The 24070-nt window shown below is 70.0% G+C and carries 26 protein-coding genes and 1 tRNA gene; 18 read left to right on the forward strand and 9 right to left on the reverse strand.

All coding sequences use genetic code 11. The features are described from left to right. Positions 1-25: 25 nt before the first annotated feature. The 3 genes from VH914_01660 to VH914_01670 form a co-directional block, all read right to left on the reverse strand. Complete coding sequence (locus tag VH914_01660) at positions 26-2332, reverse strand: alkaline phosphatase family protein (protein ID HEX4489886.1); 2307 nt, start codon at positions 2330-2332, stop codon at positions 26-28. 26 nt (positions 2333-2358) lie between these two features. Then, the gene (locus VH914_01665) at positions 2359-2760 is read right to left on the reverse strand and encodes a VOC family protein (GenBank protein ID HEX4489887.1); all 402 of its coding nucleotides are present in this window, start codon (positions 2758-2760) and stop codon (positions 2359-2361) included. Positions 2761-2822: 62 nt separating this feature from the next. Next, a complete protein-coding gene (locus tag VH914_01670; protein ID HEX4489888.1) occupies positions 2823-4346 on the reverse strand; it encodes an amidase in 1524 nt (507 codons plus the stop codon). A gap of 80 nt (positions 4347-4426) precedes the next feature. Here VH914_01670 and VH914_01675 point away from each other — a divergent pair, with 80 nt between their 5' ends. Then, positions 4427-4759 (forward strand): putative quinol monooxygenase, encoded by a 333-nt coding sequence (locus tag VH914_01675; protein HEX4489889.1) that lies wholly within the window; start codon positions 4427-4429, stop codon positions 4757-4759. Positions 4760-4830: 71 nt separating this feature from the next. Beyond that, positions 4831-5295, forward strand: a complete 465-nt coding sequence (locus tag VH914_01680; GenBank protein HEX4489890.1) for a GNAT family N-acetyltransferase — start codon at positions 4831-4833, stop codon at positions 5293-5295. 7 nt (positions 5296-5302) lie between these two features. Here the strand turns inward: VH914_01680 and VH914_01685 are convergent, their stop codons facing one another. Both VH914_01685 and VH914_01690 read right to left on the reverse strand, forming a co-directional pair. Continuing rightward, a complete protein-coding gene (locus VH914_01685) occupies positions 5303-6388 on the reverse strand; it encodes a diaminopropionate ammonia-lyase (protein ID HEX4489891.1) in 1086 nt (361 codons plus the stop codon). Next, the gene (locus VH914_01690; GenBank protein HEX4489892.1) at positions 6385-7233 is read right to left on the reverse strand and encodes a sugar phosphate isomerase/epimerase; all 849 of its coding nucleotides are present in this window, start codon (positions 7231-7233) and stop codon (positions 6385-6387) included. Before VH914_01690 ends, VH914_01685 begins: the two co-directional genes overlap by 4 nt. Before the next feature lie 56 nt (positions 7234-7289). Between VH914_01690 and VH914_01695 the strand changes: the two genes are divergently transcribed. From VH914_01695 to VH914_01715, 5 genes are read left to right on the forward strand one after another with little or no spacing between them, the layout of a single operon-like run. Next, the gene (locus VH914_01695) at positions 7290-7745 is read left to right on the forward strand and encodes a hypothetical protein (GenBank protein HEX4489893.1); all 456 of its coding nucleotides are present in this window, start codon (positions 7290-7292) and stop codon (positions 7743-7745) included. Next, positions 7745-8704 (forward strand): LLM class flavin-dependent oxidoreductase, encoded by a 960-nt coding sequence (locus tag VH914_01700; GenBank protein ID HEX4489894.1) that lies wholly within the window; start codon positions 7745-7747, stop codon positions 8702-8704. Before VH914_01695 ends, VH914_01700 begins: the two co-directional genes overlap by 1 nt. Then, positions 8701-9792 (forward strand): Gfo/Idh/MocA family oxidoreductase, encoded by a 1092-nt coding sequence (locus tag VH914_01705; GenBank protein ID HEX4489895.1) that lies wholly within the window; start codon positions 8701-8703, stop codon positions 9790-9792. The genes VH914_01700 and VH914_01705 overlap by 4 nt, the downstream gene beginning before the upstream one ends. Then, a complete protein-coding gene (locus tag VH914_01710) occupies positions 9789-10178 on the forward strand; it encodes a VOC family protein (GenBank protein ID HEX4489896.1) in 390 nt (129 codons plus the stop codon). Before VH914_01705 ends, VH914_01710 begins: the two co-directional genes overlap by 4 nt. Continuing rightward, the gene (locus VH914_01715; GenBank protein HEX4489897.1) at positions 10175-10555 is read left to right on the forward strand and encodes a VOC family protein; all 381 of its coding nucleotides are present in this window, start codon (positions 10175-10177) and stop codon (positions 10553-10555) included. The genes VH914_01710 and VH914_01715 overlap by 4 nt, the downstream gene beginning before the upstream one ends. A 12-nt stretch (positions 10556-10567) precedes the next feature. On the opposite strand, the gene VH914_01720 is transcribed toward VH914_01715, so the two are convergent. After that, positions 10568-12508 (reverse strand): EAL domain-containing protein, encoded by a 1941-nt coding sequence (locus tag VH914_01720; protein HEX4489898.1) that lies wholly within the window; start codon positions 12506-12508, stop codon positions 10568-10570. 141 nt (positions 12509-12649) lie between these two features. Here VH914_01720 and VH914_01725 point away from each other — a divergent pair, with 141 nt between their 5' ends. Next, a complete protein-coding gene (locus tag VH914_01725; protein HEX4489899.1) occupies positions 12650-14041 on the forward strand; it encodes a wax ester/triacylglycerol synthase family O-acyltransferase in 1392 nt (463 codons plus the stop codon). On the opposite strand, the gene VH914_01730 is transcribed toward VH914_01725, so the two are convergent. Then, a complete protein-coding gene (locus tag VH914_01730; GenBank protein HEX4489900.1) occupies positions 14010-15014 on the reverse strand; it encodes a patatin-like phospholipase family protein in 1005 nt (334 codons plus the stop codon). The genes VH914_01725 and VH914_01730 overlap by 32 nt on opposite strands. A gap of 142 nt (positions 15015-15156) precedes the next feature. Between VH914_01730 and VH914_01735 the strand changes: the two genes are divergently transcribed. The 6 genes from VH914_01735 (at position 15157) to VH914_01760 (ending at position 18359) form a co-directional block, all read left to right on the forward strand. Beyond that, positions 15157-15429, forward strand: coding sequence for a hypothetical protein (locus tag VH914_01735; GenBank protein ID HEX4489901.1), 273 nt, complete (start codon positions 15157-15159; stop codon positions 15427-15429). An 8-nt stretch (positions 15430-15437) separates the two neighbouring features. Beyond that, positions 15438-15797 (forward strand): helix-turn-helix transcriptional regulator, encoded by a 360-nt coding sequence (locus tag VH914_01740; protein HEX4489902.1) that lies wholly within the window; start codon positions 15438-15440, stop codon positions 15795-15797. A gap of 67 nt (positions 15798-15864) precedes the next feature. Beyond that, positions 15865-16005, forward strand: coding sequence for a hypothetical protein (locus VH914_01745; protein ID HEX4489903.1), 141 nt, complete (start codon positions 15865-15867; stop codon positions 16003-16005). Next, a complete protein-coding gene (locus tag VH914_01750; protein ID HEX4489904.1) occupies positions 16002-16991 on the forward strand; it encodes a hypothetical protein in 990 nt (329 codons plus the stop codon). The genes VH914_01745 and VH914_01750 overlap by 4 nt, the downstream gene beginning before the upstream one ends. A gap of 46 nt (positions 16992-17037) precedes the next feature. After that, a tRNA-Ala gene (locus tag VH914_01755) sits at positions 17038-17113 on the forward strand. Positions 17114-17225: 112 nt separating this feature from the next. Beyond that, positions 17226-18359: a site-specific integrase gene (locus VH914_01760; protein ID HEX4489905.1), complete on the forward strand. Its 1134-nt coding sequence runs from the start codon at positions 17226-17228 to the stop codon at positions 18357-18359. A 16-nt stretch (positions 18360-18375) separates the two neighbouring features. Here VH914_01760 and VH914_01765 read toward each other — a convergent pair whose 3' ends face one another. After that, a complete protein-coding gene (locus VH914_01765) occupies positions 18376-19578 on the reverse strand; it encodes an AAA family ATPase (protein ID HEX4489906.1) in 1203 nt (400 codons plus the stop codon). A 3-nt stretch (positions 19579-19581) separates the two neighbouring features. Here VH914_01765 and VH914_01770 point away from each other — a divergent pair, with 3 nt between their 5' ends. From VH914_01770 to VH914_01785, 4 genes are all read left to right on the forward strand, one after another. Then, entirely contained in the window at positions 19582-20724 is a 1143-nt protein-coding gene (locus VH914_01770) for a hypothetical protein (protein ID HEX4489907.1), read from the forward strand. Between the two features lie 536 nt (positions 20725-21260). After that, positions 21261-21452, forward strand: a complete 192-nt coding sequence (locus VH914_01775) for a helix-turn-helix domain-containing protein (protein HEX4489908.1) — start codon at positions 21261-21263, stop codon at positions 21450-21452. 209 nt (positions 21453-21661) lie between these two features. Next, positions 21662-22150 carry a type II toxin-antitoxin system RelE/ParE family toxin gene (locus VH914_01780; GenBank protein HEX4489909.1) on the forward strand — a complete coding sequence of 163 codons (489 nt, stop codon included), beginning with the start codon at positions 21662-21664 and terminating at the stop codon, positions 22148-22150. A 25-nt stretch (positions 22151-22175) separates the two neighbouring features. Continuing rightward, positions 22176-22535: a helix-turn-helix transcriptional regulator gene (locus tag VH914_01785; GenBank protein HEX4489910.1), complete on the forward strand. Its 360-nt coding sequence runs from the start codon at positions 22176-22178 to the stop codon at positions 22533-22535. A 175-nt stretch (positions 22536-22710) separates the two neighbouring features. Here VH914_01785 and VH914_01790 read toward each other — a convergent pair whose 3' ends face one another. After that, positions 22711-23382: an aminoglycoside phosphotransferase family protein gene (locus tag VH914_01790; GenBank protein ID HEX4489911.1), complete on the reverse strand. Its 672-nt coding sequence runs from the start codon at positions 23380-23382 to the stop codon at positions 22711-22713. Between the last annotated feature and the right edge of the window lie 688 nt (positions 23383-24070).

Genomic DNA, 24070 nt, shown 5'->3' on the forward strand with positions numbered 1-24070 from the left:
CCGCGCGCGACGCGAGGACGCGCGCTCAGGGCGCGGTCGTCACGTGCTGCAGCTTCCCGATCGACGTGCCGATCGAGTTCATCGCGACCGCCTCGTAGTAATAGGTCGTGTTCGGCTGCAGGTCCGTGAGGTCCCACGCGATCGCGGTGATGAGGTTGTGTGTGCCGATGTCGCGCGGCGTGGTCTGGTTGCCGAAGTCGGGCGTCAGACCCCAGCGGAAGTAGGCCGTGGACTGCAGGCCGTTCGGCTCGATCTTCGCCTTGATCTGCGCGCCCGTCGAGGTGATCCGCTTCGGTTGCATCGGTCCCACACCCGGTTTGCGCAGCGCGGAGATCAACGTGTTCGCGCGCATGACCGACGAGTTGCCTTGGTCGTCGGTGACCGTGAGGGTCGCGGTGTACTTGCCGACCGATGTGTAGGAGTGCTGCAGGTCCGAGGGCGGGACGCCGGTGCCCTGGACCGGGTCGGAGCCGTCACCGAAGTCGATGGTCCAGTTGCCCGCGTCGCTCAGCGACGCGTCGAAGGTCACGTTCGCGTGCGTGAACGCGGTGACCGGCGTGCCCCACAACCAGGCCTGCGGGCCGGCCGGGCTCACGTTGATCACCTGTGTGGCGCGCGCGTGGCCGCCGGAGCCGTCGTTGGTGACGAGCGCGGCGGTGAAGGCCCCCGACTTCGTGTACGTATGCACGAGCGACGACGGCGGATCACCGGTGCCGGTCGCGTCGTCGGAGCCGTCACCGAACGACAACCGCCAGCTCGCGATGCCGCCGGCCGCGTGGCTCCCGGATCCGTCGAACCGAACCTTGAACGGCGCGGTCCCCGCGAGCGGGCGTTTGCCCGCGGGTTGGGCCGCGCTCGCGCGCGCCTTCGGGATCGGTGGCATCGGCTGCGCCAACTGCGCGCCCGCCTTCACCGTCGGCATGATCACGCCCGCCGACGGCGTCTGCGTGAAGTCGAACGCGTCGCGGAGATCTCCGGTCGTCGGCGCGAGCTCGCGCACGGTCGGGCGCGGATCCGGCCGGCCGTCGGTCGCCGGGTCGAGGCGCTGACCGCCCGTGAAGCGATCCTCGATGAACTTCACGATCGAGTCGAACGTGTAGGTCGAGTGATCGATCACGCCGTGCTTCGCGTACGGACTGATCACGATGGTCGGGACGCGGATGCCGGTGCCGTTCTGGTCGACGCGCGGTGGTACCTCGTGGTCGTAGAAGCCGCCCCAGTCGTCCCACGCGAGGAAGATCGCGGTCGAGTCCCAGTCGGGGCTCTGCATGATGTGGTTGATGACGTAGGTCGTGTAGTTCTGGCTGTCGGTGATCGATGCCGGCGGGTGGTCGCTCACCGGCTGGCTCGGCAGCACCCACGACACCGAGGGCAGCGTTCCCGTGTTCGTGGCGCCGATGAAGTTCTGGATCGGCTGGATGTTGCCGGTCTGCTTGTCCTTCTTCACGTCGTCGAACCGCGGAAGCGGGTTCCAGAAGCTCGCGGTCTTCGAACCCTGCGGCGCGGGAACGCACGCGATCGCGTCGGGGTTCGAGCAGTCCGGCTGCGTGCCGTCGAACACGTAGTAGCCCCAGGACGTGTGCGACTTCTTCAACAGGTACGTGACGTCGGTCCACTGGTACACCGCGGGACCGCCCGACGCGGCCGTGAGGATGTCGGGCGACTCGGCGTCGTTCTCGCACGACATCGGATCGTTCTTCTGGAAGCAGCGCGCCGACCACGACGACACCATGTAGAGATGCTCGGGCGCGCTCCACGAGTTCGACGGAGCGAACATGTGGTCGAGCAGCGTGTAGTCGTCGGCGTAGCCCCAGTACGCGGGGATGTCGGCGCGCGTGCGATAGCCCATCACGTCGGAGATCGGCTTCTGCCCGCCGCAGCGCGTGTCGCCGACGGCGCAGCGGCGCTCCCACGCGGCCAAGAAGCCGTCCATCTTGCCGCCGTCGACGTCCTGCGAGTACGAGGTGATCGAGTGGCCGGCGCCGTAGTCGACGTCGTCGGTGTCGTGGAACACGGGCACGCACGCGTTGCCTTGGCGCGGGTCGTACGCGCAGTTCGTCGGCTTCCCGTCGCCGTCGAGCGTGTAACCGTCGGCGCCGGGATACATCCCGAAGTACTCGTCGAAGCTGCGGTTCTCCTGCATGATCACGACGATGTGATCGATCTTGTTGATGTCGGAGGCCGTGCTCGTCGCGGTGAGCACCGCCGCGGGTGACGCGGCCGCGGCCGTCTGGGCCGGGATCGCGCCCCGGCCGATCACCGCGACCGCGAGGATCCAGGCGCCCCACCACCCCGCGCGTCGTCGGCCCTTTGCGACCGCCCGTGTTCCCACGAGTGCGGAGAGTAATGCCCCGCAACTCAGCGGTCGAGCCTTGCCTCCGAGATCGTCGGCTGGAAGAGCTCGACCGGATTGCCCGACGGGTCGTCGACGATCACCTGCCGGCCGCCGACCCCGTCGATGATCGGGCCGCGCGCGTGCACACCCGCGGCCGTGAGCTGGGTGTGCAGCGTGTCGAGATCGTCGACCTCGATCGCGAAGCGGTTCCAGCCGCCGGGCGTGGGGACCGTGCCGTCGGGCATCGCCGCGCCGCCGCCGGGACCGCCGCCGGGCTTGCTCAGCACGAGGCGAAGGTCGCCGCGGGCGAGCATCGCGAACGCCGGCGCGGGATGCATCACCTCGTCGAAGCCGAGCCGATCGACGTAGAAGCGGATCGCGTCGTCGACGTCGTCGACGATGTACCGCACGCTCACACTCGCCATCGTGACCTCCTCGCGTGAAGACGCATCACCGGGTCACCGGGTCACCGGATCACGGGGCCGGATCACGGGGCCGGCGCGGGCACTCCGGTCGACGCGATCAGCGGCCACGCGAGCTCGCGTTCCGCGGCGAGGGCGACGTCGAACAGGAGCGCGTCGGCATGATGACGCGTGAGTATCTGCATCCCCACCGGCAGACCGTCGACGAACCCGGCCGGGATCGACACCGCCGGGTTGCCGTAGATGTTCGAGATGATCGTCAGCGCCCCCATGTTCACGAGATCGGGGAAGCGCGTCGACGTGAAGTCGAGCAGCGCCGACGGCAGCTTCGGGAACGCGCCCGCCGCGAGTCGCACGCCACCCATCACCCCGCGGAACGCGAGCCGCGCGGCGGGGTTCGCCTTCGCGGTGTCGACGAAGCTCGCGGTCGGGCTGCTCATCGCGGCATCCGCCGCGAACGCGGGTCCGGGATTCGTCGCCGCGATCACGAAGTCGACGTCGTCGAGCAGCGCGGCCATCGCCTCGTTCGCGGCGATGCGCTGCTCCTCGGCGACCGCGGCGGTGTGCAGGTTGTAGAGCGACTGCGCGCACAGCAGGCCGACCGCGACCTCGTCGGTCAGATCGGGCAGGCACGCGGGCCACTCGTCGCCCAGCTCGGCGAGGAGCGTCGCGAGGTTGCCCATCGCCCACTGCGCGGCGAGGTTCGGTAGCTCGATGGCCCGTTCCACCTCGACCATTCCGGTGGCGTGGATGAGCGCGTTCGCAGCGGCCCGCACGCGGTCCTCGACGCCGGGCTCCAAGGTGACGCCACCGATGTCGGGAACGATCGCGATTCGCCGGCCCCGCAGCTCGTGCGCGCCGAGCCCCGACTCCCAGCCGCCCGGCGAGGGCAGACTCCACGGGTCGTGCGCGTCGTGCCCCGCGCACACGTCGAAGTAGCGCGCCGCGTCGCGCACGGATCGGGCGAGGCAGCCGAGCACGACCGTGCCCGGACGGAAGAAGGCGTTCGGACCGCGCGGGATGCGGCCGTACGTGCCCTTCATGCCGACGAGCCCGGTGTAGCCCGCGGGGATGCGGATCGAACCGCCGCCGTCGCCGCCGGTCGCGAGGGTCACGAGCCCGCCCGCGACCGCGGCCGCGCTGCCCGCCGACGAACCGCCGACCGTGCGCCCGTGCCGCCACGGATTGTGCGTGACGCCGTTGAGCTTCGTGACGCTCACGTTGAGGCCGCCGAACTCGCTCGCGGTCGTGAGCCCGACCGGCACCGCGCCGCCCGCGCCGAGGAGGCGGTCGACCATCGTGCCGGTGTGCGTCGCCACGCGATTGCGGAAGACGAGCGAGCCCTCGGTGAACGGCCAACCCGTGACGGGCTCGAGCTCCTTGATGCCGACCGGCAGCCCGCCGAAGGGCTTCGTGAGATCCGCACGGTCGGCCGCAGCGCGCGCCCGTTCGGGATCGACGTGCGAGAACGCGTTCAGCGAGTCGTTGCCGATCGCGTCGAGAACCGCGTCGAGCTCCTCTCGCGGACTGCGCTCACCGCGCCGGAAGGCGTCGACGAGCGAGCACGCGTCACCGGTCCACGTGTCCACGGCTCGATCATGCCAGCGCTACGCCCGTTGCGCCCGTTGCGCCCGTTGCGGCGCGGCCGCGGAGACGTGATCATCTCGCGGTGATCTTCATCGTCGTGAAATTCCCGGTCCGCCCCGAGCACGCCGACGCGTGGATGGACCGTGTCGGCGGCTTCACCGACGCGACCCGCGCCGAGCCGGGGAACCTGTGGTTCGACTGGTCGCGCAGTGTCGACGACCCGAACGAGTTCGTGCTGATCGAGGCGTTCCGCGACGCCGAGGCCGGCGCCGCGCACGTCACGAGCGAGCACTTCCAGCGAGTGGTGGAGGAGCTCGGCAACTACCTCTCGGCCGTGGCGCGCATCGTCAATGTCGAGGTGCCGGGAGCCGAATGGTCGGAGCTCGCCGAGATCGTCGTACCCGACGGCCGCTGACCCGACCGGCGCGACCGACGCGACCGACGCGCCGACTGGTGCTGCCCGCGACCGACGGCGGAGGTGACGTGATGCCCGAAGTGTCGCTGCGGCCGATGTCGGACGCCGAGTTCGACGACTGGTTCGCGCGCTCCAAGGAGGGCTACGCGGACGACCTCGCGCGCGCGTACGGACGGTTGGAGGCTGATGCGCGCGCGATGGCCGACGCGGCGTCGGCGCGCATGCTGCCGGACGGCCGCGCGACGACTGGGCACGAGTTCCTGCGGGTGCTGCGCGGCGACGACCCGGTCGGCTGGCTCTGGCTCGGTCCCGGCGACGACGGCGGGCTGTGGATCTACGACATCGTGATGGCGCCCGACGCTCAGGGTCGCGGATTCGGCACGGCCACGCTGGGGGCCGTCGAGGCGATCGCGCGGGCGCGTGGTCTCGGCGCCATCGCGATCAACGTCTTCGGGCACAACCCCCGCGCGCAGGCGCTCTACGAAGCGGTCGGCTACGAGACCGTCACCACGGAGATGCGGAAGCGGCTGTCGTGATCGCGGGTCACGCGCCGTCGACGAGGCGCGCGTAGGCGACGGGATCGGTCACGCCTTCGGTGCCGAACAGCAGCACGCTGGTATCGGCAACGACTTCGGGCGCGGCGACGGCGAGCGCGAGCAGGCCCGCGAGCCCGGACGCGCCGGTCTCGCCGGCGGCGATCCCGAGCCCGGCGAGCTCGCGCAGCGCCGCGATGGCGACGTCGTCGTCGATCGCGACGAACACGTCGACGCCGTCGCGCAGGCGCGGCCACGCGACGATCGACACTGCTCCGCAGTTGAGCCCGGCCATGACCGAGTCGTGGGGTCCCGGTACGAGCACGGGTTCGCCGGCGCGCGCCGCGGCCAGCCCACACGCGGCCGACTTCGGCTCGACCACCACGATGCGGCTCGTCGCCGCGTAGTGATCGACCATCGCGGCCGCGAGCGCGCCGACGCCCGACTGCACGACCACGAGGTCGGGTGCGCGGCCGAGCTGCTCGTCGGCTTCGGTCGCGATCGTCTCGTAGCCTTCGATCACGGATTCCGGCACGGTCGTGTAGCCGGGCCACGACGTGTCCGACACCACGAGGGTGCGATCGCCGGCCCGCGCCGCCGACGCCGCGACCGAGTCGTCGTACGTGCCGTCGATCACCTCGACGTGCGCGCCTTCCGACGCGATGCCGTCGATGCGCGCCGCGGCGGTGCCGTGCGGCACGAGGATCGTCGCGTCGAAGCCGAGCAGCATCGCGACGCGAGCGACCGCGCGCCCGTGATTGCCGTCGGTCGCGGCGACGAATCGGAGCGGGCGGAGCGGCTCGAACGCGGCGCGCAGCGCTGCGATGTCGCGCCACTCGGGCTCGCGACCGAGACGGTCGACGAGCAGCCGGTAGATCGCCCACGACGCACCGAGGATCTTGAACGCGGGCAGTCCGAAGCGTGCCGACTCGTCCTTGATCCAGACGTCTCGAAGACCGAGCCGCGCCGCGATGGTCGGCAGCGCGCGCACCGGACGCACCTCGTAACCGGGCAACCGGCGGTGGAACGCACGCGCGTCGTTGCGCACCGACGCACGCCACGGTCGCCGCGCGGGATTGACGAAGACCTCGGTCACGCGGTGAGGAGCCGGCGGGTCGCGTCGCCGGCGAGCCGACCGGCTTCGACGGCGTCGCGCGCGTGCAGGTCGTCGGAGAGCACCTCGACGCCGACGGGTGCGACCGCGCCGATCTCACGCAATGCGCGGAGCAGCGGAGCCAGATCGAGATCGCCCGCGCCGGGAACGAGTCGAGCATGCAGCGCGGCGGTCATGAGATCGGCTTCGGGCGTACGCGGCGCGTCGCACAGTTGGATGCCGAGCACCCTGTCGCCCGGAACCGCGCGCAGCGCGTCGAGGTCGTTGGACCCGCGGAACCAGTGCCACGCGTCGATTGCGATGCCACCGTTCGCGCGACCGGCGCCGCGCGCGATGTCCCACGCGGTGTTCACGTCCGGGACGTTCGACCACGGCAGGAACTCGAGCTGCACGAGCAGGCCGTGCTCGGCGGCGCGGTCGCAGAGCCCGGCGAATGCTTCGACCGCGTCGTCGACGCCCCAGCGCCCTCCGAAGACGTCGACGGCGTTGACCGAGCGCGCGCCGGTCGCGTCGGCGATCGCGAAGAGCTCGTCCTCGCGGTACCGGAAGATCTCCAGGTCGTCGAGCGCGAGCAGCGACTCGTGATCGGGTTGCGCGGGCGTCCAGCACCAGGCCGGATCGATCTCCGCGACGGCAAGACCGCGGTCGGCGAGCGCGGCGCGCAGATTGGCATCGCTCCATCCGTCCTGACTCGCGGCCCAGTAGTCGCGACCCCAGAGCGAGATCGCGGTGAAGCCCCCGGCCGCCGCCGCGTCGAGCCGCTCGCCGAACGTCGCCGCGCGGGGCAGCGTCCCCGAGCAGAGCACGAGGTCGTCGGGACCGAGCACGTCGACATTGTGACCGCTTGACCGCGCGCCGCCCGTTCGTGGGACGCTGATCGTCCATGGCGAACAGTCCACGCTTCACCCACCTCGACGACCACCGCTGGCAGGAGTGTCGGCGCCAGCAACACGGCGACCACACCGCGTCGGTGTGGGAACGGTGGCTCGAGTTCTCGCCCCGATACCTCTCGCTCTACGCGCGCTGGGACCCGGGCATGATCGTGCGCCCGCACGGTCACAACAGCGACCACCTCGTATTCGTGCTCGAGGGCGAGATGACGTGCGGCGACGTTCACTGCCCGGCGGGCACGCACATCGCGCTCGACCGGGGCGACACGTTCGGCCCGTTCGTCGCGGGTCCCGAAGGTGTCGTCCTCTTCGAGGTGATGATGGGCGACCCGCGGTCGTTCCCCGCCGACGACGCCGGGTACGAGCGGTTCCTGCACGAGCGGGGCGTCGTGCAGCTGCCGAACCCTCCGATCGACCTGCCCACCGAGCTCGAGGACACCAGGAACTGATGACCGGACCGTTCGCGCCGGCATCGGTGTCGCTGCGTAGCTACCCGCACGACGGGCTCGACGCGGTCGACACGATCGCGGAGCTGCGCGCGCAGGCCGCGCTCGCGGCGCGCGCCGGCTTCGACGGAGTGATGACGAGCGAGCACCACGCCGGGTTCGCGGGCTACCTGCCGAATCCGCTGTCGCTCGCCGCGTTCCTGCTCGACGCGATGCCGAACGGTTGGGCCGCGGCGTGCCCGCTGCTGTTGCCGCTCCGCGCGCCCGCGCTCGTCGCGGAAGAGGTCGCGTGGCTCGCGGCGCGTTTTCCCGGCCGCGTCGGACTCGGCGTCGCCGCGGGCGCGCTGCCGGTCGACTTCGAGATCGCCGGCACCACGATGGACGACCTCACCGCCCGTTTCGCATCCGGGTTGCACACGGTCGCGCGCCTCCTGCGCGGCGATGTCGACGGCCCGCTCGCGCGCGACGCCGCGATCGCCCGCTGCCGCGACCATCCGATCCCTATCCTGAGCGCGGCGGCGAGTGTCACCGCGGCGCGTCGCGCCGCCGCGAACGGCTGCGGTCTGCTCTTCGACTCACTCTCGACGGCGGCGCGGTGCCGGGAGCTCACCGACGCGTACCGCGACGCGGGTGGTGACCAGCCCGTCGTGCTCGTCCGTCGCTGCTGGCTCGGCGAACCGCCGCCCGGAGCGTTCGACCGTCAGGTCGCGGTGTACCGCGGCTACGCACCCGATGCCGCGACCGCGCGCTGGGGGAGCGACGAGCTCGCGCAGTCGACCGACGCCGCGGTCGTGGTCGAACGGCTCGTCGCCGCGGTTCGCGACGCGGGCGCCGACGCGCTCAACCTGCGCGTGCACGTGCCCGGCATCGAACCGGCGTCGGCGCGCGCGCAGATCGAAGCGCTCGGTGAAGCCGTGCTGCCGCGGGTCCGAAACGCGCTGGCGACGGCGGCCGCGCGATGACGGGCGTCGCGGTCGTCGGCACCGGCTTCGGCTGTCTCACGCACGCCCGCGCGCTGCGCGCCGCGGGGTTCGACGTCGTCGCGCTCGTCGGGCGTGACCCCGAGAAGACGGCAGCGCGTGCCGCGCGCTTCGAGATCCCGAACGCGTGCACGGCGCTGGCCGACGCGCTCGCGTTGCCGGGCGTCGACGCGGTCACGATCGCGACACCGCCGTACACCCACGCGCCGATCGCGCACGAGGCGATCGCCGCGGGCCGGCACGTGCTGTGCGAGAAGCCATTCACGCGCGACGCGCCCGAGGCGCGCGGATTGCTCGCGGCCGCGGAAGTCGCGGGCGTCGTGCACCTGCTCGGCGCGGAGATGCGCTTCACTCCGGGGCAGGCGCTCCTCGCGCGCACGGTCACCGACGGTGTGATCGGTGCGCCCCGCATCGCGACCTTCCTCATGCACATCCCGCTGCTCGCCGACGCGTCGAGCGCGGTGCCCGCGTGGTGGTCCGACGCCGATGCCGGCGGCGGCTGGCTCGGCGCGCACGCGCCGCACGTCGTCGATCAGATCGCAACGACCGTCGGCCGCATCACCGGCGTCAGCGCGACCCTCAGCCACGTCGTCGACCGCGCCTGGACGGCCGAGGACGGTTACGTCGTGCACTTCCGCACCGATTCCGTCGCAGGCCCATGTGCCGGAGTGCTGCAAGCCGTCGCCGCCGATCGCGGGCCGATGCTCTTCGTCACCCGGGTCGTCGGCGCGCTCGGCACCGCGTGGTCCGAAGGCGATCGCGTGCAGGTTCAGGACGCGAACGGCGTGCGCGAGATCCCGACGCCCGACGACTTGCGCGTCGAGCCGCCGCAGCCGCCGCCGTCGGATCTGCTCGTCACGGAGTACGACATGCTCCACTCGTTCGGGATCGACTACGGCCCGTACGTGCGCCTCTGTGAGCACTTCCTCGCGCGCATCGAAGGTCGTGACGCGCCACCGGGCGCGGCGCCCGCGACGTTCGTCGACGGAGTCGCCGGAATGGCCGTGCTCGACGCGGTGCGCGCGTCCGACGCCGCCGGCGGCGCGTTCGTGGAGGTCGAAGCCACATGATCACGGGCATGGCGAACCTCGCGATCAAGGTCGCCGACGTCGACGCCGCGGCGGAGTGGTACGCACAACGCGGCTTCGAAGTGCGCGACCGGATGAGCTGGAACGGCATCGAGCGCGCCGACGTGTTCCTCGGCCCGATCCAGATCACCCTGTTCGACCGCGCGATCTACGAGAGCGACGGATACGCCGTCGGTGCCGAGGGCTTCCTGCATCCCGCGCTGTTCTGCGACGATCTCGACGCGCAGCTCGCGGGCCATACCGTCGTCTACGGACCCGAGATCGTGTCCGGTCCGTTCGGTCGTCGCCGCATCGTGTTCGTCGAGGCGCCGGGCGGCATCCGGCTGGAGTTCATGGAGCAACTGCCCGACGCGGAGGAGCCCGCATGAAGATCACGCGCCTGCTGCACGCGAGCGTCAACGTCAGCGGTGATCTCGAGGGCACGCGCGACTGGTACGCGCGGACGCTCGGGCTCGAGTCCACCTGGCGCCCCGAGATCCCCGGCGTGCCGGGTGCCTGGTTCGCGGTCGACGCGGTGCAGCTCCATCTCGTCGGCGCGCCCGAGCGCGGCGACGGTCGCATCGACCCGAGCGCGCACCACGTCTGCTTCGCGGTCGACGATCTCGTCGCCGCGGTCGCGGAGCTCGAGGCCGGTGGGATTCCGTACGTGCGCGGTTCGCAGGATCAACGCGGCGTCGAGGTCGCGCAGGTCTTCGTCACCGATCCGGTGGGCAACGTCGTCGAGCTCCAGCAGGACCAGAGCTGATCAGGCCGCAGCTCAGGCCGAGGTGACGACCGTCTCCGTCTCGATCGGCGCGCTCGGTGCCGGCGCGGGGTCGATGCGCGGCTCGTCGGGGCAGGGTCGCCCGAGCAGATAGCCCTGCGCGAAGTCGCAGCCGAGCTCGGTGAGCACCCGGTACTGCCCTTCGGTCTCGACGCCTTCGGCCACGACCTTCATGTCGATGCTGTGCACCAGCGCGACGATGCCGCGCACGATCGCCTGCGAGCGCGGCGCGAGGTCGATGCCGTCGACGAAGCTGCGGTCGATCTTCACGACGCTCACGGGGAAATCCTTCACGTACGCGAGCGACGAGTAACCGGTGCCGAAGTCGTCGACCGCGAGCGTGATGCCGAGATCGTGGAGCTGGGCGAGCCGGTGGCGCTCCCGCTCCTCGTTCACGGCGATGAACGTCTCGGTGAGCTCGAACGAGAGCCGCAGCGCCTGCGGATCGATGCGCTGGTTCGTGAGCAGCTCGCGGATCTTCCACACGAGGTTCGGTTCCGCGAGCTGTCGGGGCGAGAGGTTGACGCTGAGGTTCAGCCGGTGCTCGGGCGGGCGCGTGTAGTTCCAGCGCGAGACCGTGTTGCAGGCCTCCGTCAACACCCACTCGCCGATCGGGATGATCGCGCCGGTGCGCTCCGCGAGCTCGAGGAACTCACCGGGTCCGAGCAGCCCGCGCTCGGGGTGCTGCCAACGGACCAGTGCTTCGACACCGACGGTCCGTCCGGTCGCGATCTCGATGATCGGCTGATAGTGGAGGCGCATCTCGTTGCGGTCGAGCGCGTGCGCGAGCGCGGTCTCGGTCTGGACGCGGTTGCGCGCGTCGGCGCGCGTCTCGGGGTCGAACAGCTGTACCTTGCCGGCCTCGCCGTGCGCCTTCGCGTAGTACATCGCGGCGTCGGCGTCGCTCAGCAGCACTTCGGTCGTCGTGACTGCGTCGTCGAGCACCGCGATGCCGATGCTCACCGACATGGGCAGCTTCTCGCCCGCGACGAGGAACGGCTCGTCGAACACCGCGTGTACGCGCTCACTGATCGCGTTCACCGATTCGTGCGCGCCGAGCTCCTCGCACAGCACGACGAACTCGTCGCCGCCGAAGCGCGAGAGCGTGTCGCTCGTGCGCACCACTTCGAGCAGACGCTCGGCGACCTGCACGAGCAGCTCGTCGCCCGCGTGGTGACCGAACGTGTCGTTCACGAGCTTGAAGCGGTCGAGGTCGAGGAACATCACGACCGGCGGGACGCCGCGCCGCCGCTGCGCGAGCTCGATCGCGTGGGTGAGCCGGTCGACGAGCAGCTGCCGGTTCGGCAGGCCCGTGAGCGAGTCGTGCAGCGCGCGGTGCTCGAGCAGCTGCTCCATCTGCTCCTTGCGCTCGGCGACCGCGCCGGCCATGCGGATCGCGATCGCGAACACGATCGCGCCGAGGAAGCCGATCGTCATCGCCTGCGAACGGGTCATGAGCGTCGGCGCCCAGCGATTGAAGACGAAGATCTGTCCGGCTGCGCAGCCGACGAGCGACCAACCGAGCGACGCGCGCCACGCCTCCGCGCCGGACTGCTCCATGTCGGCGAGCGCCGAGAACATGTACGCCATGCCGAGGCCGGGGCCCCAGCCGGTCATGTAGATGACGATCGTGACCGCGAGCACGTGCACGACGACGCGCACGTGCAGTCGCGCCGATCCGGCCTCCGCGCTGCGCCAGCGCTCGGCGACCCGGCTCGTGATGCCCGAGCCGACGAGCGCGGTGACGTACGCCCAGATCGGTGCCTTCGCAACGAGACCTTCGTGACGGAACAGGAGCAGCAGCGCGAGCGCGACCGGACCGATGCCGTACGCGATGACCGTTGGCGAGAGCGAGGGGATCCGCAGGCGCGCGCGTCGACGAAGGCCGACGTCCGGGGTTCCTACGGCGGCCCCGCCCGCCGCGTCCCTGCTCATGTGTATTCATCGACCCGGTGCCGGTACGTCTTGATGCAGCCGCACCCGAAACCGTCGAATCGGATGTTCGGCGCGAATCGGACAGGGCCGCGGCGGAAGGGCGGCGGTACGCTCCCGCGAGACCGACCGGGGGAGGTCCTGATGGATCGCATGAGCCCGCTCGACGCGTCGTTCCTCCACATCGAGGACGCCGTGAGCCACATGCACATCGGCTCGATCGCGGTGTTCGAGGGCCCGGCGCCCGGCTACGACGAGTTCGAGGCGATGGTCGCGGGCAAGCTCCCGGCCGTCCCCCGTTACCGCCAGAAGGTGCGGTTCGTGCCGCTCCAGCTCGGCCGGCCGGTGTGGGTCGACGACCCGCACTTCAACCTCGGCTATCACCTCCGGCACACCGCGCTCGCGTCGCCGGGTGGCGATCACCAGCTGCGCACGCTGGTCGGCCGCCTGATGTCGCAGCAGCTCGACCGGCACAAGCCGCTGTGGGAGATGTGGATGGTCGAGGGCCTCGAGCAGGGCCACTGGGCGCTCGTGTCGAAGGTGCATCACTGCATGGTCGACGGCGTGTCGGGCACCGACCTGCTCGCGGTGGTGCTCGACTCGGAGCCCGAGCCCGCGCCGCCGTTGCGCGACGCGTGGAAACCCGACACCGAACCGAGCGACATCCGCCTCGTCGCCGATGCGCTCGTCGACGTCGTGGTGAGCCCGTACGAGCAGCTGCGCGCCGTGCGCTCGATCACGCGCGCGCCCCGTCAGGCCGTGGCGCAGCTCGGCGAGGTCACGAAGGGCTTGCGCGCGTGGACCGGCGTCGTGCGGCCGACGCCGCTGACGATGCTGAACGGTCCGATCGGTCCGCACCGCCGCTGGGACTGGGCGCGCACGACGCTCGCCGACGTGAAGACGGTTCGCCGCGGGCTCGGCGGCACCGTGAACGACGTCGTGTTGACGGTGCTGACGCGCGGATTCCGCGAGTTGTTGCTCGCGCACGACGACGACGTGACCGATCGCGTCGTACGAACGTTGGTGCCGGTGTCGGTGCGGACGCCCGGTGAGCGCGGTACCTACAACAACCGCGTCTCCGCGATGATCGCCGAGCTACCCGTCGGCATCGACGACCCGCTCGAACGGCTCGGCGCGATCCGCGCGCAGATGGACGGGCTGAAGGATTCGAAGCAGGCGGTCGCGGGCGAGGTGCTCACGTCCTTGAGCGGATTCGCGCCGCCGTTGCTGCTCTCATTGGGCACGCGCGTCGCGATGCGGTTGCCGCAGCGGAACATCAACACCGTGACGACCAACGTGCCGGGACCGCAGTGGCAGCTCTACGCGTGCGGCCGCGCGATGCTCGAAGCGTTCCCGTTCGTGCCGCTCGCGAGCAACGTGCGGGTCGGTGTCGCGATCTTCTCGTACAACGGGATGCTGAACTACGGCGTCACCGGCGACCTCGACACCGCGCCCGACATCGCCGTGCTGTGCGGCGGTGTCGAAGCGGGCATGACGGAGTTGCTCAAGCGGGCCGAGTCGACGCCGAACGCCTGATCAGCGCGATCCGTTCGGTTGCGCGATCGGATGCGATCCTTTGGCGCGCGGTCTCGAACGCGGTCGTCGCGACGGGCGCGCGTCGATCCTCGGACATCGCGTTCAAACCCATCACCGCGAGGTCGGTCGCGGTCGGCTGGAACGTCAGCACCGGCGTTCCCGCGCGGCGGATGCGCGCGACCTCGCGCGCGAGCAGGACGCGCGCCCATCGGCGCGCCGGCTGATCCGCCGCGAGCCGCGGTGCTGCACTCGCGATCGACATCGGCGAGCTCACGATCACGAGGTCGAGCGCGAGTCCCGCGACGAGCTCCGCGTTCGTCGGCGAGTGCACGCCACCGTCGACGTAGCGCACGCCGTCGATGACCACCGGCGCGAAGAACGACGGGATCGCGCACGACGCGGCGACCGCGTCGGCGACGGTCGCTTCGACACGCGGGTCGCGTCCGAACACGACGCGCCGTCCCGTGTCGAGCGCGACCGCGTTGATCCAGAGCGCGGGGTCGGGCCAGCCGTCGAAGAGCGGACGTAGCCCCGCGGCGACGAGCTCGGTGGGGATCCGCCCGGCCGGCAGGAGGGCCGCCGCGACCGCGCCCGGGCGACTGGCCCACGGGCGCAAGGCGGCGCGCGTCAACGCGCGGGGTGACGACGAGAAGCTCGGAAAGCGTCGACCCGCCCGCGAGGGGATCGGCGCGACCGGCGAGGGTCCGCTCTCGGCGCGGGCGACGAGCCGCTGCCCGGCGCGCGACAGCGGGCGTCCCGCCGCCCGGGCCCACAGGTCGGGTGCGGACGCGCCCGCGCGCAGCAGCGCACCGACGACCGATCCCGCCGAGGTGCCCACGACGACGTCGGCGTCGCGCGGGTCCCAGCCCGTCTCCTCCGTCAGCGCCGCGAGCACGCCCGCGTGGAACGCGTGGCCCACGACCCCGCCCGCGCCGAGCACCAATCCGATCCTGCTCGTTGGTCGGGCTTGCACGCTTCGCCCTCCTTGACGCCTCAGGCGCCGGCTCGGGCCGGCCGCAGAGCGACCTGCCCGCTCTTGCGGGTACCTCAGCTTGACATCGTCATGCATATGCTAGATATAGTTAGCAGACCCGAACCTCCCAAGGAGCATGCGCATGACCGTGACCGAGATCGCCGACGAGGTCCAATCGCAGATCCTCACCGCCGTCCAGGTCGTCCAGGAGAACGTCGTCACCGCGCTCGAGTGGGTGACGGGGCAGGCCGAGACCCGGCTGCCCGAGCAGGTCTCGAAGCTGACCGAGCGGCTGCCCCAGGCGACCCAGTACGTCGACCGGGGCTTCGACACCGCCGAGGCGTGGCTGCGCAACCAGCGCGACTTCGCCAGCAAGGTTGCGGGCGCGGTGCAGCGCCCGCCGGCGACGGCCTAATTCTCTCCGTGCCGGGCGATCCCTGGCAGCAGCACGTCGACGCGCTCGGCGAGTTCATTCGAGCGCAGCGCCGACTCGCGAAGTTGTCGCTGCGTGAGCTCGCCGAGCGCGCTCGCGTCTCCAACCCCTACCTGAGCCAGATCGAACGCGGGCTGCACGCGCCGTCGGTGCGCGTGCTCACGTCGATCGCCGGTGCGCTCGGACTCACGCCCGAGACGCTGCTCGCGCAAGCGGGCATGGCCGAGAGCGACGACGCACCGGCGACTTCGACCGAGGCCGCGATCCGCTCCGACGCCGCGCTCACCGACCCGCAGAAGGACGCGTTGCTCGCCGTGTATCGCAGCTATGTGGCTGCGAACACGCTGTGATCACGGCGTCGCGATGCGCTCCGGTCGGCCCGGTGTGCTGCGGGAACCCGTCGATACACTGCCCGCCGTGAAGGCCTTCCGGCGGGTCATGCTCGTGCTCGGCGTCGCCGGCGTCATCGGCGGAGTCGCGCGGATCGTCGGCAAGCCCGTTCCCACTCCCAGCACGAAGGGAGGGTGGCGGGAGCTCGAGGGGCCGAACTTTCGATGAGTCGCGTGCTGCTCGTCGGGCTCGGTGAGGTCGGCGTGCGCGCGGCCCGTCAGCTCGTCGAGACACCCGGTGTCGATCGGGTGCTCGTCGCCGGCCATCGGCACCGCCGCGTCGACGAGCTCGTCGAATCGCTCGGTACGCGCGCGGAGTCCATCGACTTCCGGCCCGGCGATCCGATCCCGAACGTCGACGCGGTCGCGTGCGCGCTGCCCGACGACCTCGACGTCAAGGTCGTGATGACCGCGGTCGAGCAGGGTGTCGCGGTCGCTTCGTGTGCCGATGCGGCGCCCACGATCGACCGCCTGCGCGCACTCGCCGACTCCGCACGCGAGCGCGCGGTCACCGTTGCGTTGGGTTGCGGGATCGCGCCCGGCCTCGCCGACGTGCTCGCGCGGCACGGTGCCGAAGCCTTCGACGAGGTCGACGAGATCGCGGTCGCGCGCTTCGGATGCGCGGGGCCGGCGAGCGTCGCGTCGGTGCGTTCCGAGCGGTCGGCTCCGGCGCGCGACTGGTACGACGGGGCGTGGCGTTCGATCGACCGGCCCGCCGAGGAGATCGTGTGGTTTCCCGAACCGATCGGCGCGCGTGACTGCCGCTCGGTGACCGGTGGGGCTTCGTTGCTCGTCGACGCGTTCCCGGGCGTTCCCTGCATTGGCGTGCGGCTCGGCGAGGCGCAACGCCGGCGCTTCGCGGTGCGGCGCCGCGTCGGCGACGAAGGCGAGTGGGGCGCGGCACGCGTCGAGGTGTACGGCCGGCGTGGTCGTGAGCGCGACGTCGTCGTCTACGGGGTCATCGAGCGGACCGCCGTCGCGGCCGGCACCGTGCTCGCGGTCGCGGCGGCGCAGCTCTGCGGTGCCGCGGGCGCGACGATCCACCGGCCGGGCGTGCACGGACTCGCGGCGCTGGTCGAGCCGGTGATCTTTCTCTCCGAGCTGTCGGCTCGCGGCGTGCGGGTCGCGACCTTCGAAGGCGCGCCGGTCGGCTGATTCGGTCCGCCACCCGGTGAGGCGAGCGCGTAGCGTTGACGCACCCGGGGACGTAGCTCAGTTGGCAGAGCACCTGCTTTGCAAGCAGGGGGTCGTGGGTTCGAATCCCATCGTCTCCACCAATCACGAGCCTCTTGACCAGGACTTCTGTACTCTGAACCCCGCCTTCGAGCGGGGTTTTTGCATCGGTGATTATCGATGTATCAAGGATGTATCAGAACGGGGCGGCACTGGATGGTCTGGAAAGCGACAGGACGGCCGATTGTTCGCCAGCAGCGCGGGCGCTGGGTCGTTCGCATCGACGGGCTGGAAACAACGACCGGAACGGCGCGCCCGCGCCAAATCGGCACCTATTCGAGCCGGCGCGCGGCGCAGAGGGCGGCGACCGACGCCGCCGCATCGGGTGAAGGCCCCGTCGCTCGGGGCTCGGTCTCGTGGTTGGTTCACCGGTGGCTTGCATCGAAGACCGACATCTCGGTGAAGGGCAAAGCTCAGTACGAGTGGGCCGCGGGCCACATAGACCGGGCGCTCGGCCCGGTCCGTCTCGATCGGCTCGACCGCGAAGACATTGCACGCTGGCTCGAGGATCTCGCGCAGGGCGGGAAGTACTCGCGGCGCAGCATCCAGATCTTCCGCAACACGCTGAAGGCCGCCCTCGCCGATGCGACCGACGAGGGCCTTATCCCGCGCAATCCTGCGGCGCGGGTTCCGATGCCGCGCGCCGTGGTGAAGCCAGGTTTGATCCGCGACACACCGAGCTGGGACGAGCAGCAGGTCGCGACGTTCCTCGCCGCGATCGTCGACCACCGCCTCGCCGCGCCGATCCGCCTCGAGACGCTCTACGGCTTGCGTCGCAGCGAGTTGCTCGCGTTGAAATGGGACGACATCGACTTCCGGAACGGCACCGTTGAAATCGACGAGGGCCTCGTGGAGGTCAAGGGTGGTGTGGTCTGGACTCCGGGCAAGAGCGCCCGTTCACGGCGCACCATGCCCGTCGACGAAGCGACGATGGCGGGTCTGAAGTCGCACCGCCGAGCACAGAACGCCGAGCGATTGCAGGCGGGCGCAGAGTGGATCGGCCTCGACCTGGTGGTCACGACTCGAAACGGCAATTACGTCGAACCTCGCAACTTTGACGCGATCCTGGATCGGTTGATCACGCGCGCTGGCCTTCCACGCTTGACGTCGCACGGCCTGCGACATACCGCGGCGACACTGATGGTCCGACACTCGGCCGATCTTGGTGAGCTGCGAGCTGTGGCCGACATTCTCGGACACAGCCCCGACATGCTGATGAAGGTCTACGCGCACACCGTTCCTGAGAGCCTGCGTTCCGTCGTCGCCAAGATCGGTGATCGATCGTCCTGAACACGGGGGCAAGTATTCAGAGTTCGAGTTCCCGCGTGGCGATTCGTCTTCGCGGCTGCGTGTCGGTGGCGAGTTGTTCGGCTCCGGTGCGGGCGAGACCGCGTTCGAGTGGGGCGAGCTGGTGGTCGGGTTCGGTGTCGGGCAGGACGTAGAGGTGGTTGCTGGTCTTGCCGCGGGAGAGGCCGGTGTACGCGAGCTCTCGGTAGACGGTGTCGTCGACGAGCGCGTGCACGTGGCGCGCGGTCATGCCTTGGGTCTTGTGGATCGTGAACGCGTATCCGAGGTCGACGTGGCCGTCAGCGGCGTAGCGGAGTGGTAGCCGTCGTTGTTCGCCGTTGGTGGTGGTGATGTCGAGCATTCCGTCAACGGAGGTGATGACTCCGCGGGTTCCGTTGCGGACACCGACTCTCGTGTCGTTGCGCAGGCAGATGATCTCGTCACCGGCTTGGTAGTGCCGGCCGGCGGCCATGAGCGTGGAGCCGGACAGTTGTCCGTCGTGGTCCATTCGTCGGCGGGCGAGTTGGTTGAGGTTGCGGACGTCGTCTCGGTGCGCGGCGATGATGATCGACTCGCCACCGCCGGCCCGATGGTTCCACCAGTCGTCGACGAGCTGGCGGAGAAGCTGATCGCGGGTGGGTGCGTGGTGAACGCGGCCGTGCTCGACATACATGGCGAGCGCGCGTTGAGGGTCGCCGGTGCGGAGCTCGCCGAGCGCGATCTGTTCCCAGACGGCTTGTTGACGTCGGTTTTCGACGAGTTCGATGATGGGGAGCCGGCGGGCGAGTCCGGCGAGGAGTCCGCCGGCGTCGATGGCGGGGAGTTGGTGGGGGTCGCCGACGAGGACGAGTTTGCCGTTGGCGTCCCAGACGTGGCGGGCGAGCGCGGCGAGTTGCCGGGTGCCGACCATTGCGGCTTCGTCCACGATCACGATCGTGCCTGCGTCGAGCCGTTCCCCGCGTTCGAAGGCACCGAGGAGCGACGCGATCGTGAACGCCGGGATCTTGGCGGCGGTCGAGAGTTCGTCGACAGCCCGTCCCGCGAGCGCGGTGCCGATGACCGGCACATGCGTGGTCTGCCAGGCTTGAACGGCGGTGGCGAGCGCGGTGGTTTTGCCGGTTCCGGCTGCGGCGACGACGAGTTCGATCCCGCGGGTCGATCGGTTGAGCGTGGTGACGAGCTCGCGTTGCTCGTCGGAGAGGCCCGGCGTCCGATCGAGCACGCGTTGGAGGTCGGTGTCGTCGACGGCGCGCGTGTGCGAGCCCGCGGCTTTGGTGCGGGCGTGGGTGAGAATCTCGTGTTCGATGTCGAGGAGTTCACGCGTCGTGTAGCTCCGACCGGGGACACCGCGACGTTGTATCGGACCGAGCGGAACGAAACGCGCGTCGAGCACGAGGTCGTCGGCGAGCCACTCGATCTCGGCGACGGTGCCACCGTCGCGGAGTTGGTCGCAGACACCTTGCAGCATCTCGAGCCGGCTGAACGTCGAACGTTTCGCAGTGAGACCACTCGTGGGTGCGCTCAGCGCAACGGCGACGGACGCGACGGACGGGCCGACACGACTGGTGGGCTCATTGGTGGGTGTTCTGGTGAGACTTTCGGTCAACTGAGCCGCGGGGAACCCGGCCGCGATCGCTTCGGCCGCCCAACGCGCCCGCAGGTCGGCGTCGTGTTCACCGACGATCTTCGCCGGCCGCGTCGCGAGCGTCGCGACCTGCGCGGCACGCGCGGACCGGCGGCCTTCGCGGGCGAGTTCGGCGACGATCGCGGCGCGCCGTTTCGAGAACAGACGCCGCAGCGGTTCGGTGACGCTGGTGAGCTCGCCGACACCGCTGCCGACCGGACCCCAATCGGCACCGAGCCGCTGGGAGAGCTCGTGCCGGAGCTGTGCTTGGTAGAGGTAACCGGCGGTCTTGGCGTGGGCGAAGATCCGGCGGCTATCGAGCGTCCGCCAGACACCGTCATTCGGTGTCGGGGTGCTGTTCGCCACGATCACATGCGTGTGCAGGAGCGGGTCGCGTTCGCGGCTCGTGCGATGCACGAACGCCGCAGCCAGGAACCCGCCACCCGCAGTCGTCGCGAGGCCGTTGTGGCCGCGACGGACCGCGCAGGCCTCACGCTCGAGGAACCCGACCGCAGCAGCGACCGCAGCGGCGTGCGCGCCGACGATCTCCGCCGCGACATCGGCTGGGGCGAACGCCCACGCGACCGAGACCGATTTCGGTGCCCGGAACGTCAGATCGAACCCGCGGACGCGACGATTGTCCGCGACGCCGAGCCGGGCACCGTCGCGTGGGTGCCGGTCGTCGAGAACCGCGGTCAGGTCCGCTCGCGCGACGTCGCCGGAGAGTCCGAGCAGCGACGCTGACGCGCACCACACGCCCGCGGGTGCGTCGGTGCCGAGGTAGTAGTCCTCGACACCCGACACGACCGCCTCGGCGTAATAGGCCTCGACGTTCGCGCCGGTGAGGACCTTCACGTTCAACACGCCGTGGTCCCCGCGACCCCACCAAAGAGCCCACCAATCGGGCCGAGCATCGCTGATGCCAGTCTGTGCTCACCATCCGAACACTCACCAAAACCACGCCCGATCGCGCAGAACCGGCTCCCGCGCGACCCGGCATCGACCCGTCCCGTTGACTGCTCCATCGCACCGTCTCCCTCCGACCGAACGACCGTTCCGCGACCGCGAACGCATCCGACGCTCGCGACCCGTCCTCTGTGTGCGAACGCGCGAGCCAGATCGGAACCAGAAATCGGTTCCGATCGCGCGATTTTTTCGGCACACAAGGGTCGACACCCAACGGAACGCGGTCACCAGCGCGCGCGAGCGAGCGACCGGATCGGCATCAGAAGCCGATCCACCACCGGGCCGATGACACCAACGAGAAGGAGCAGCCACCGATGACAACCAGCCCGATTCGCACGAAGACGCCCGCGTCGACGATGTCGATCACCGAAGCCGCCGACACGCTCGGCATCGGCCGAACCCTCGCCTACGAACTCGCCCGCACCGGCGAACTCCCCACCATCCGCCTCGGCCGCCGACTCGTCGTACCCCGACGAGCACTCCAACGACTGCTCGGCGATGGCTGAACATCGCCGGCCGTCGCGGTTCCGCAGTGGACAGGCCGAGCGGCTATCGAAACGAGCACCGCTCGTCCTCGATCACCGGACCATCTTGTTCGTTGCGCCAAGCGCAACGAACTGAGGGGATTCGCGGCGCGACAGGTTGTCGTGGGTCGGAGCGCGCAATCGAAGAAACGGACGTCGACGGACACCCCGGAAGAGGCCCGTAGCGATTGGTGATCGCCGCAACCGAGGTGCGCCGCCGCCCAAATGCGCTGTCGAGACTGCAGTCTCCTCCTGGGCTCTTGGCACTGCGTCGTCGGCGATCGCGCGCTGCGTCTCAGCGTGTCTCTACGCTTTCGTCTGTGGCGGTGAAACGGCGCTGGCGCTTCTACACGACTGCAGCAGGTCGCAGCCCGGTTCGAGACTTCCTGACCGCGGCGCGTCTGTCGAGCGACGATCGCGACGAGATCCTCGCTGCGATGAAGGATGTCCAGGTCAACGGTCTGCCGATCGCGCGTCACCTCAGCGGCGACGTGTACGAGGTGCGTGCCGACGGCCGCCAAGCCACCTACCGCGTCCTTTTCGCGGCTGAGGGAAAGAGCAGCCAGGTCCTCCTGGCGCTGTCGGCGTTCAGCAAGAAGACCCAACGCACACCGCCCGACGAGATCCGTCTCGCCCATCGGCGACTCACCGACTGGCGAGCGCGCGCCCGAACCGAATAACTCAAATCTGGGTTATGCTGAGGTCATGGCTCGCAAAGACGACCTCGACACGCTCATCGACGAGCTCGCAGCCGACGACCCCGACATCCATCTGCGCGTCGCCGCTGCCCTCCAGCGCCGCGAGCTCGCGCGCCAACTCGCCGACTGCCGACGCGCCGCCGGCCTTACCCAGGTCGCGATCGCCGAACGTATGGGAACGAGCCAGGGCCAGGTCACGCGTTTCGAGTCGGGCGCCGACACCAGACTGTCGACGGTCGCCCGTTACGCCGCCGCCCTCGGCGTCCAGATCGACTGGACAATCACACCGGCCCGACGGACGCGGCGACCGGTGGCTCGAGCGACGAAGACGCATCACCGCGCTCCTGCGCGAGCCTCACGAAACTGAGGTTCGAGGCAATCGCACTGACGGCCTCGCACAACCGACTCGACTTCCGCCGAACCCCGAAGGGGTCGATCACCCCCATCACCGCGGAGCCGGCGCTTGGAGACGCCCGAGACGCGTCGATATGGGAGCGCGCGTTGGGGCCAGCTTGGCGTGTTCTCGAGGAGGCGTTTCGGTGTTAGTCGACGGTCCAGGTTTTCGTGCGGTGTAGTCGAATACGCCAGTCGGCGGCGGAGCGATCCATACCGGCCGACTCGCAATACTCGATCAGGCCTTCGATCTGTTGAAGCATTGCTCTTTGTCGCTGCGCCCAGGGCGGCCGTTGCTGTGCAGCCTCGAAGATTGCGTCGAGCGCATCGATAGCTTCGGGGTGGTGCATGCGGACGATCCACTCGCTCCAGGCGAGGTCCTCGATCGGGCTGCCGATGTGAGCCGATTCCCAGTCGAGAACGCCGGTGACGCGATCCGCGTTCAGGTCGAAGAGCATGTTCTGCGGTCCGAAGTCGCCGTGCACGATCACTGAACCCTCGCCGACGAGATCAGGAACCGTGTCGGGTGGCACCCCTTGCAACGCGACCAACGCCTCACCCGCGAGTCGCAACACCTTGGACGCATGGCCCTCATCGATCAGTTCTTGGCCGTGACGGCCCGGGAGCAAGCTCAGGCTCAGCCGCGGGACGGAGAGGTCCTGGTCCACGACAATGGCGACGGGCAGTTGACCGGCGAGTCCAACAAGACACGCCAGTTCCCGCGCCGAGTTCGCCCAGCGCCGCGGCCCGTCGTAAGTCTTTTCCACTTGCGCATCCACCAAGCGAGTGAAGTTCGTGTAGCCGTGCGGAAGGCGATCCATCCCGACATCATCGCGGGAGTCGGGCTTCGCCGATCGCCGCGATCCCAGTCGGTATGCCCCCCGCGATCGCGGGCGGGGGTTCACGCGCGTTCGAGACGCCGTCGCTCAGATCTGCATTCTCATGGCGCGTTCATGGCGCGCGCTGACGTCCGTAGGGGTTCGGCGATGTTCGCTCCCGAGTACGACGCTCGCTGCTGACGTTCGCCGGCGCGCGTTTAGCGCCGACGGCCCGTACTGTACGCGGTGCATGAAGTCGCATCGCTCGTCTCGATCGAGCGGAGGAGTGACAGCGGCTCCCCTGCGCGCGTGCCCGGCTAAGACGGGCGCGATGTATCAAGGATGTATCAAACCGCTGCGTTCTGAGGCGTGTCGGCGTGAACGTCGCGTGACCGTCAGTCTGTAAACGCCCAGGTCAGAAGCCCTGTGCGAACGCTGGCGGACGCCGGCGAATAGCCCAATTGCAGATTTGCAAGCAGGGGGTCGTGGGTTCGAATCCCATCGTCTCCACGAATCGACCGGGCGCGTGTGCCTCAGACCGCGACGGCGTCGCTCCGGTCGAGCGCGTCGGCGACACGGGTGCCGAGGTCACGGTCGCCTTCCGCGATGAGGCGACGGATGACGTCGACTTCCTGCTCGCGCGTCACCGCGAGCCACGAGCCGTCGCGGTTGTCGACGTGCAGCAGCGTGC

It is taken from the genome of Acidimicrobiia bacterium (assembly GCA_036271555.1).
In the GTDB taxonomy this organism is placed as follows: Bacteria; Actinomycetota; Acidimicrobiia; order IMCC26256; family PALSA-610; genus DATBAK01.

Coding starts and splice junctions, on each gene's coding strand:
- VH914_01665 (HEX4489887.1), bottom strand. CDS start 2,760: ATGGCGAGTGTGAGCGTGCGGTACATCGTCGACGACGTCGACGACGCG.
- VH914_01680 (HEX4489890.1), top strand. CDS start 4,831: ATGCCCGAAGTGTCGCTGCGGCCGATGTCGGACGCCGAGTTCGACGAC.
- VH914_01695 (HEX4489893.1), top strand. CDS start 7,290: ATGGCGAACAGTCCACGCTTCACCCACCTCGACGACCACCGCTGGCAG.
- VH914_01700 (HEX4489894.1), top strand. CDS start 7,745: ATGACCGGACCGTTCGCGCCGGCATCGGTGTCGCTGCGTAGCTACCCG.
- VH914_01705 (HEX4489895.1), top strand. CDS start 8,701: ATGACGGGCGTCGCGGTCGTCGGCACCGGCTTCGGCTGTCTCACGCAC.
- VH914_01710 (HEX4489896.1), top strand. CDS start 9,789: ATGATCACGGGCATGGCGAACCTCGCGATCAAGGTCGCCGACGTCGAC.
- VH914_01715 (HEX4489897.1), top strand. CDS start 10,175: ATGAAGATCACGCGCCTGCTGCACGCGAGCGTCAACGTCAGCGGTGAT.
- VH914_01720 (HEX4489898.1), bottom strand. CDS start 12,508: ATGAGCAGGGACGCGGCGGGCGGGGCCGCCGTAGGAACCCCGGACGTC.
- VH914_01725 (HEX4489899.1), top strand. CDS start 12,650: ATGGATCGCATGAGCCCGCTCGACGCGTCGTTCCTCCACATCGAGGAC.
- VH914_01735 (HEX4489901.1), top strand. CDS start 15,157: ATGACCGTGACCGAGATCGCCGACGAGGTCCAATCGCAGATCCTCACC.
- VH914_01750 (HEX4489904.1), top strand. CDS start 16,002: ATGAGTCGCGTGCTGCTCGTCGGGCTCGGTGAGGTCGGCGTGCGCGCG.
- VH914_01760 (HEX4489905.1), top strand. CDS start 17,226: ATGGTCTGGAAAGCGACAGGACGGCCGATTGTTCGCCAGCAGCGCGGG.
- VH914_01775 (HEX4489908.1), top strand. CDS start 21,261: ATGACAACCAGCCCGATTCGCACGAAGACGCCCGCGTCGACGATGTCG.
- VH914_01785 (HEX4489910.1), top strand. CDS start 22,176: ATGGCTCGCAAAGACGACCTCGACACGCTCATCGACGAGCTCGCAGCC.
- VH914_01790 (HEX4489911.1), bottom strand. CDS start 23,382: ATGGATCGCCTTCCGCACGGCTACACGAACTTCACTCGCTTGGTGGAT.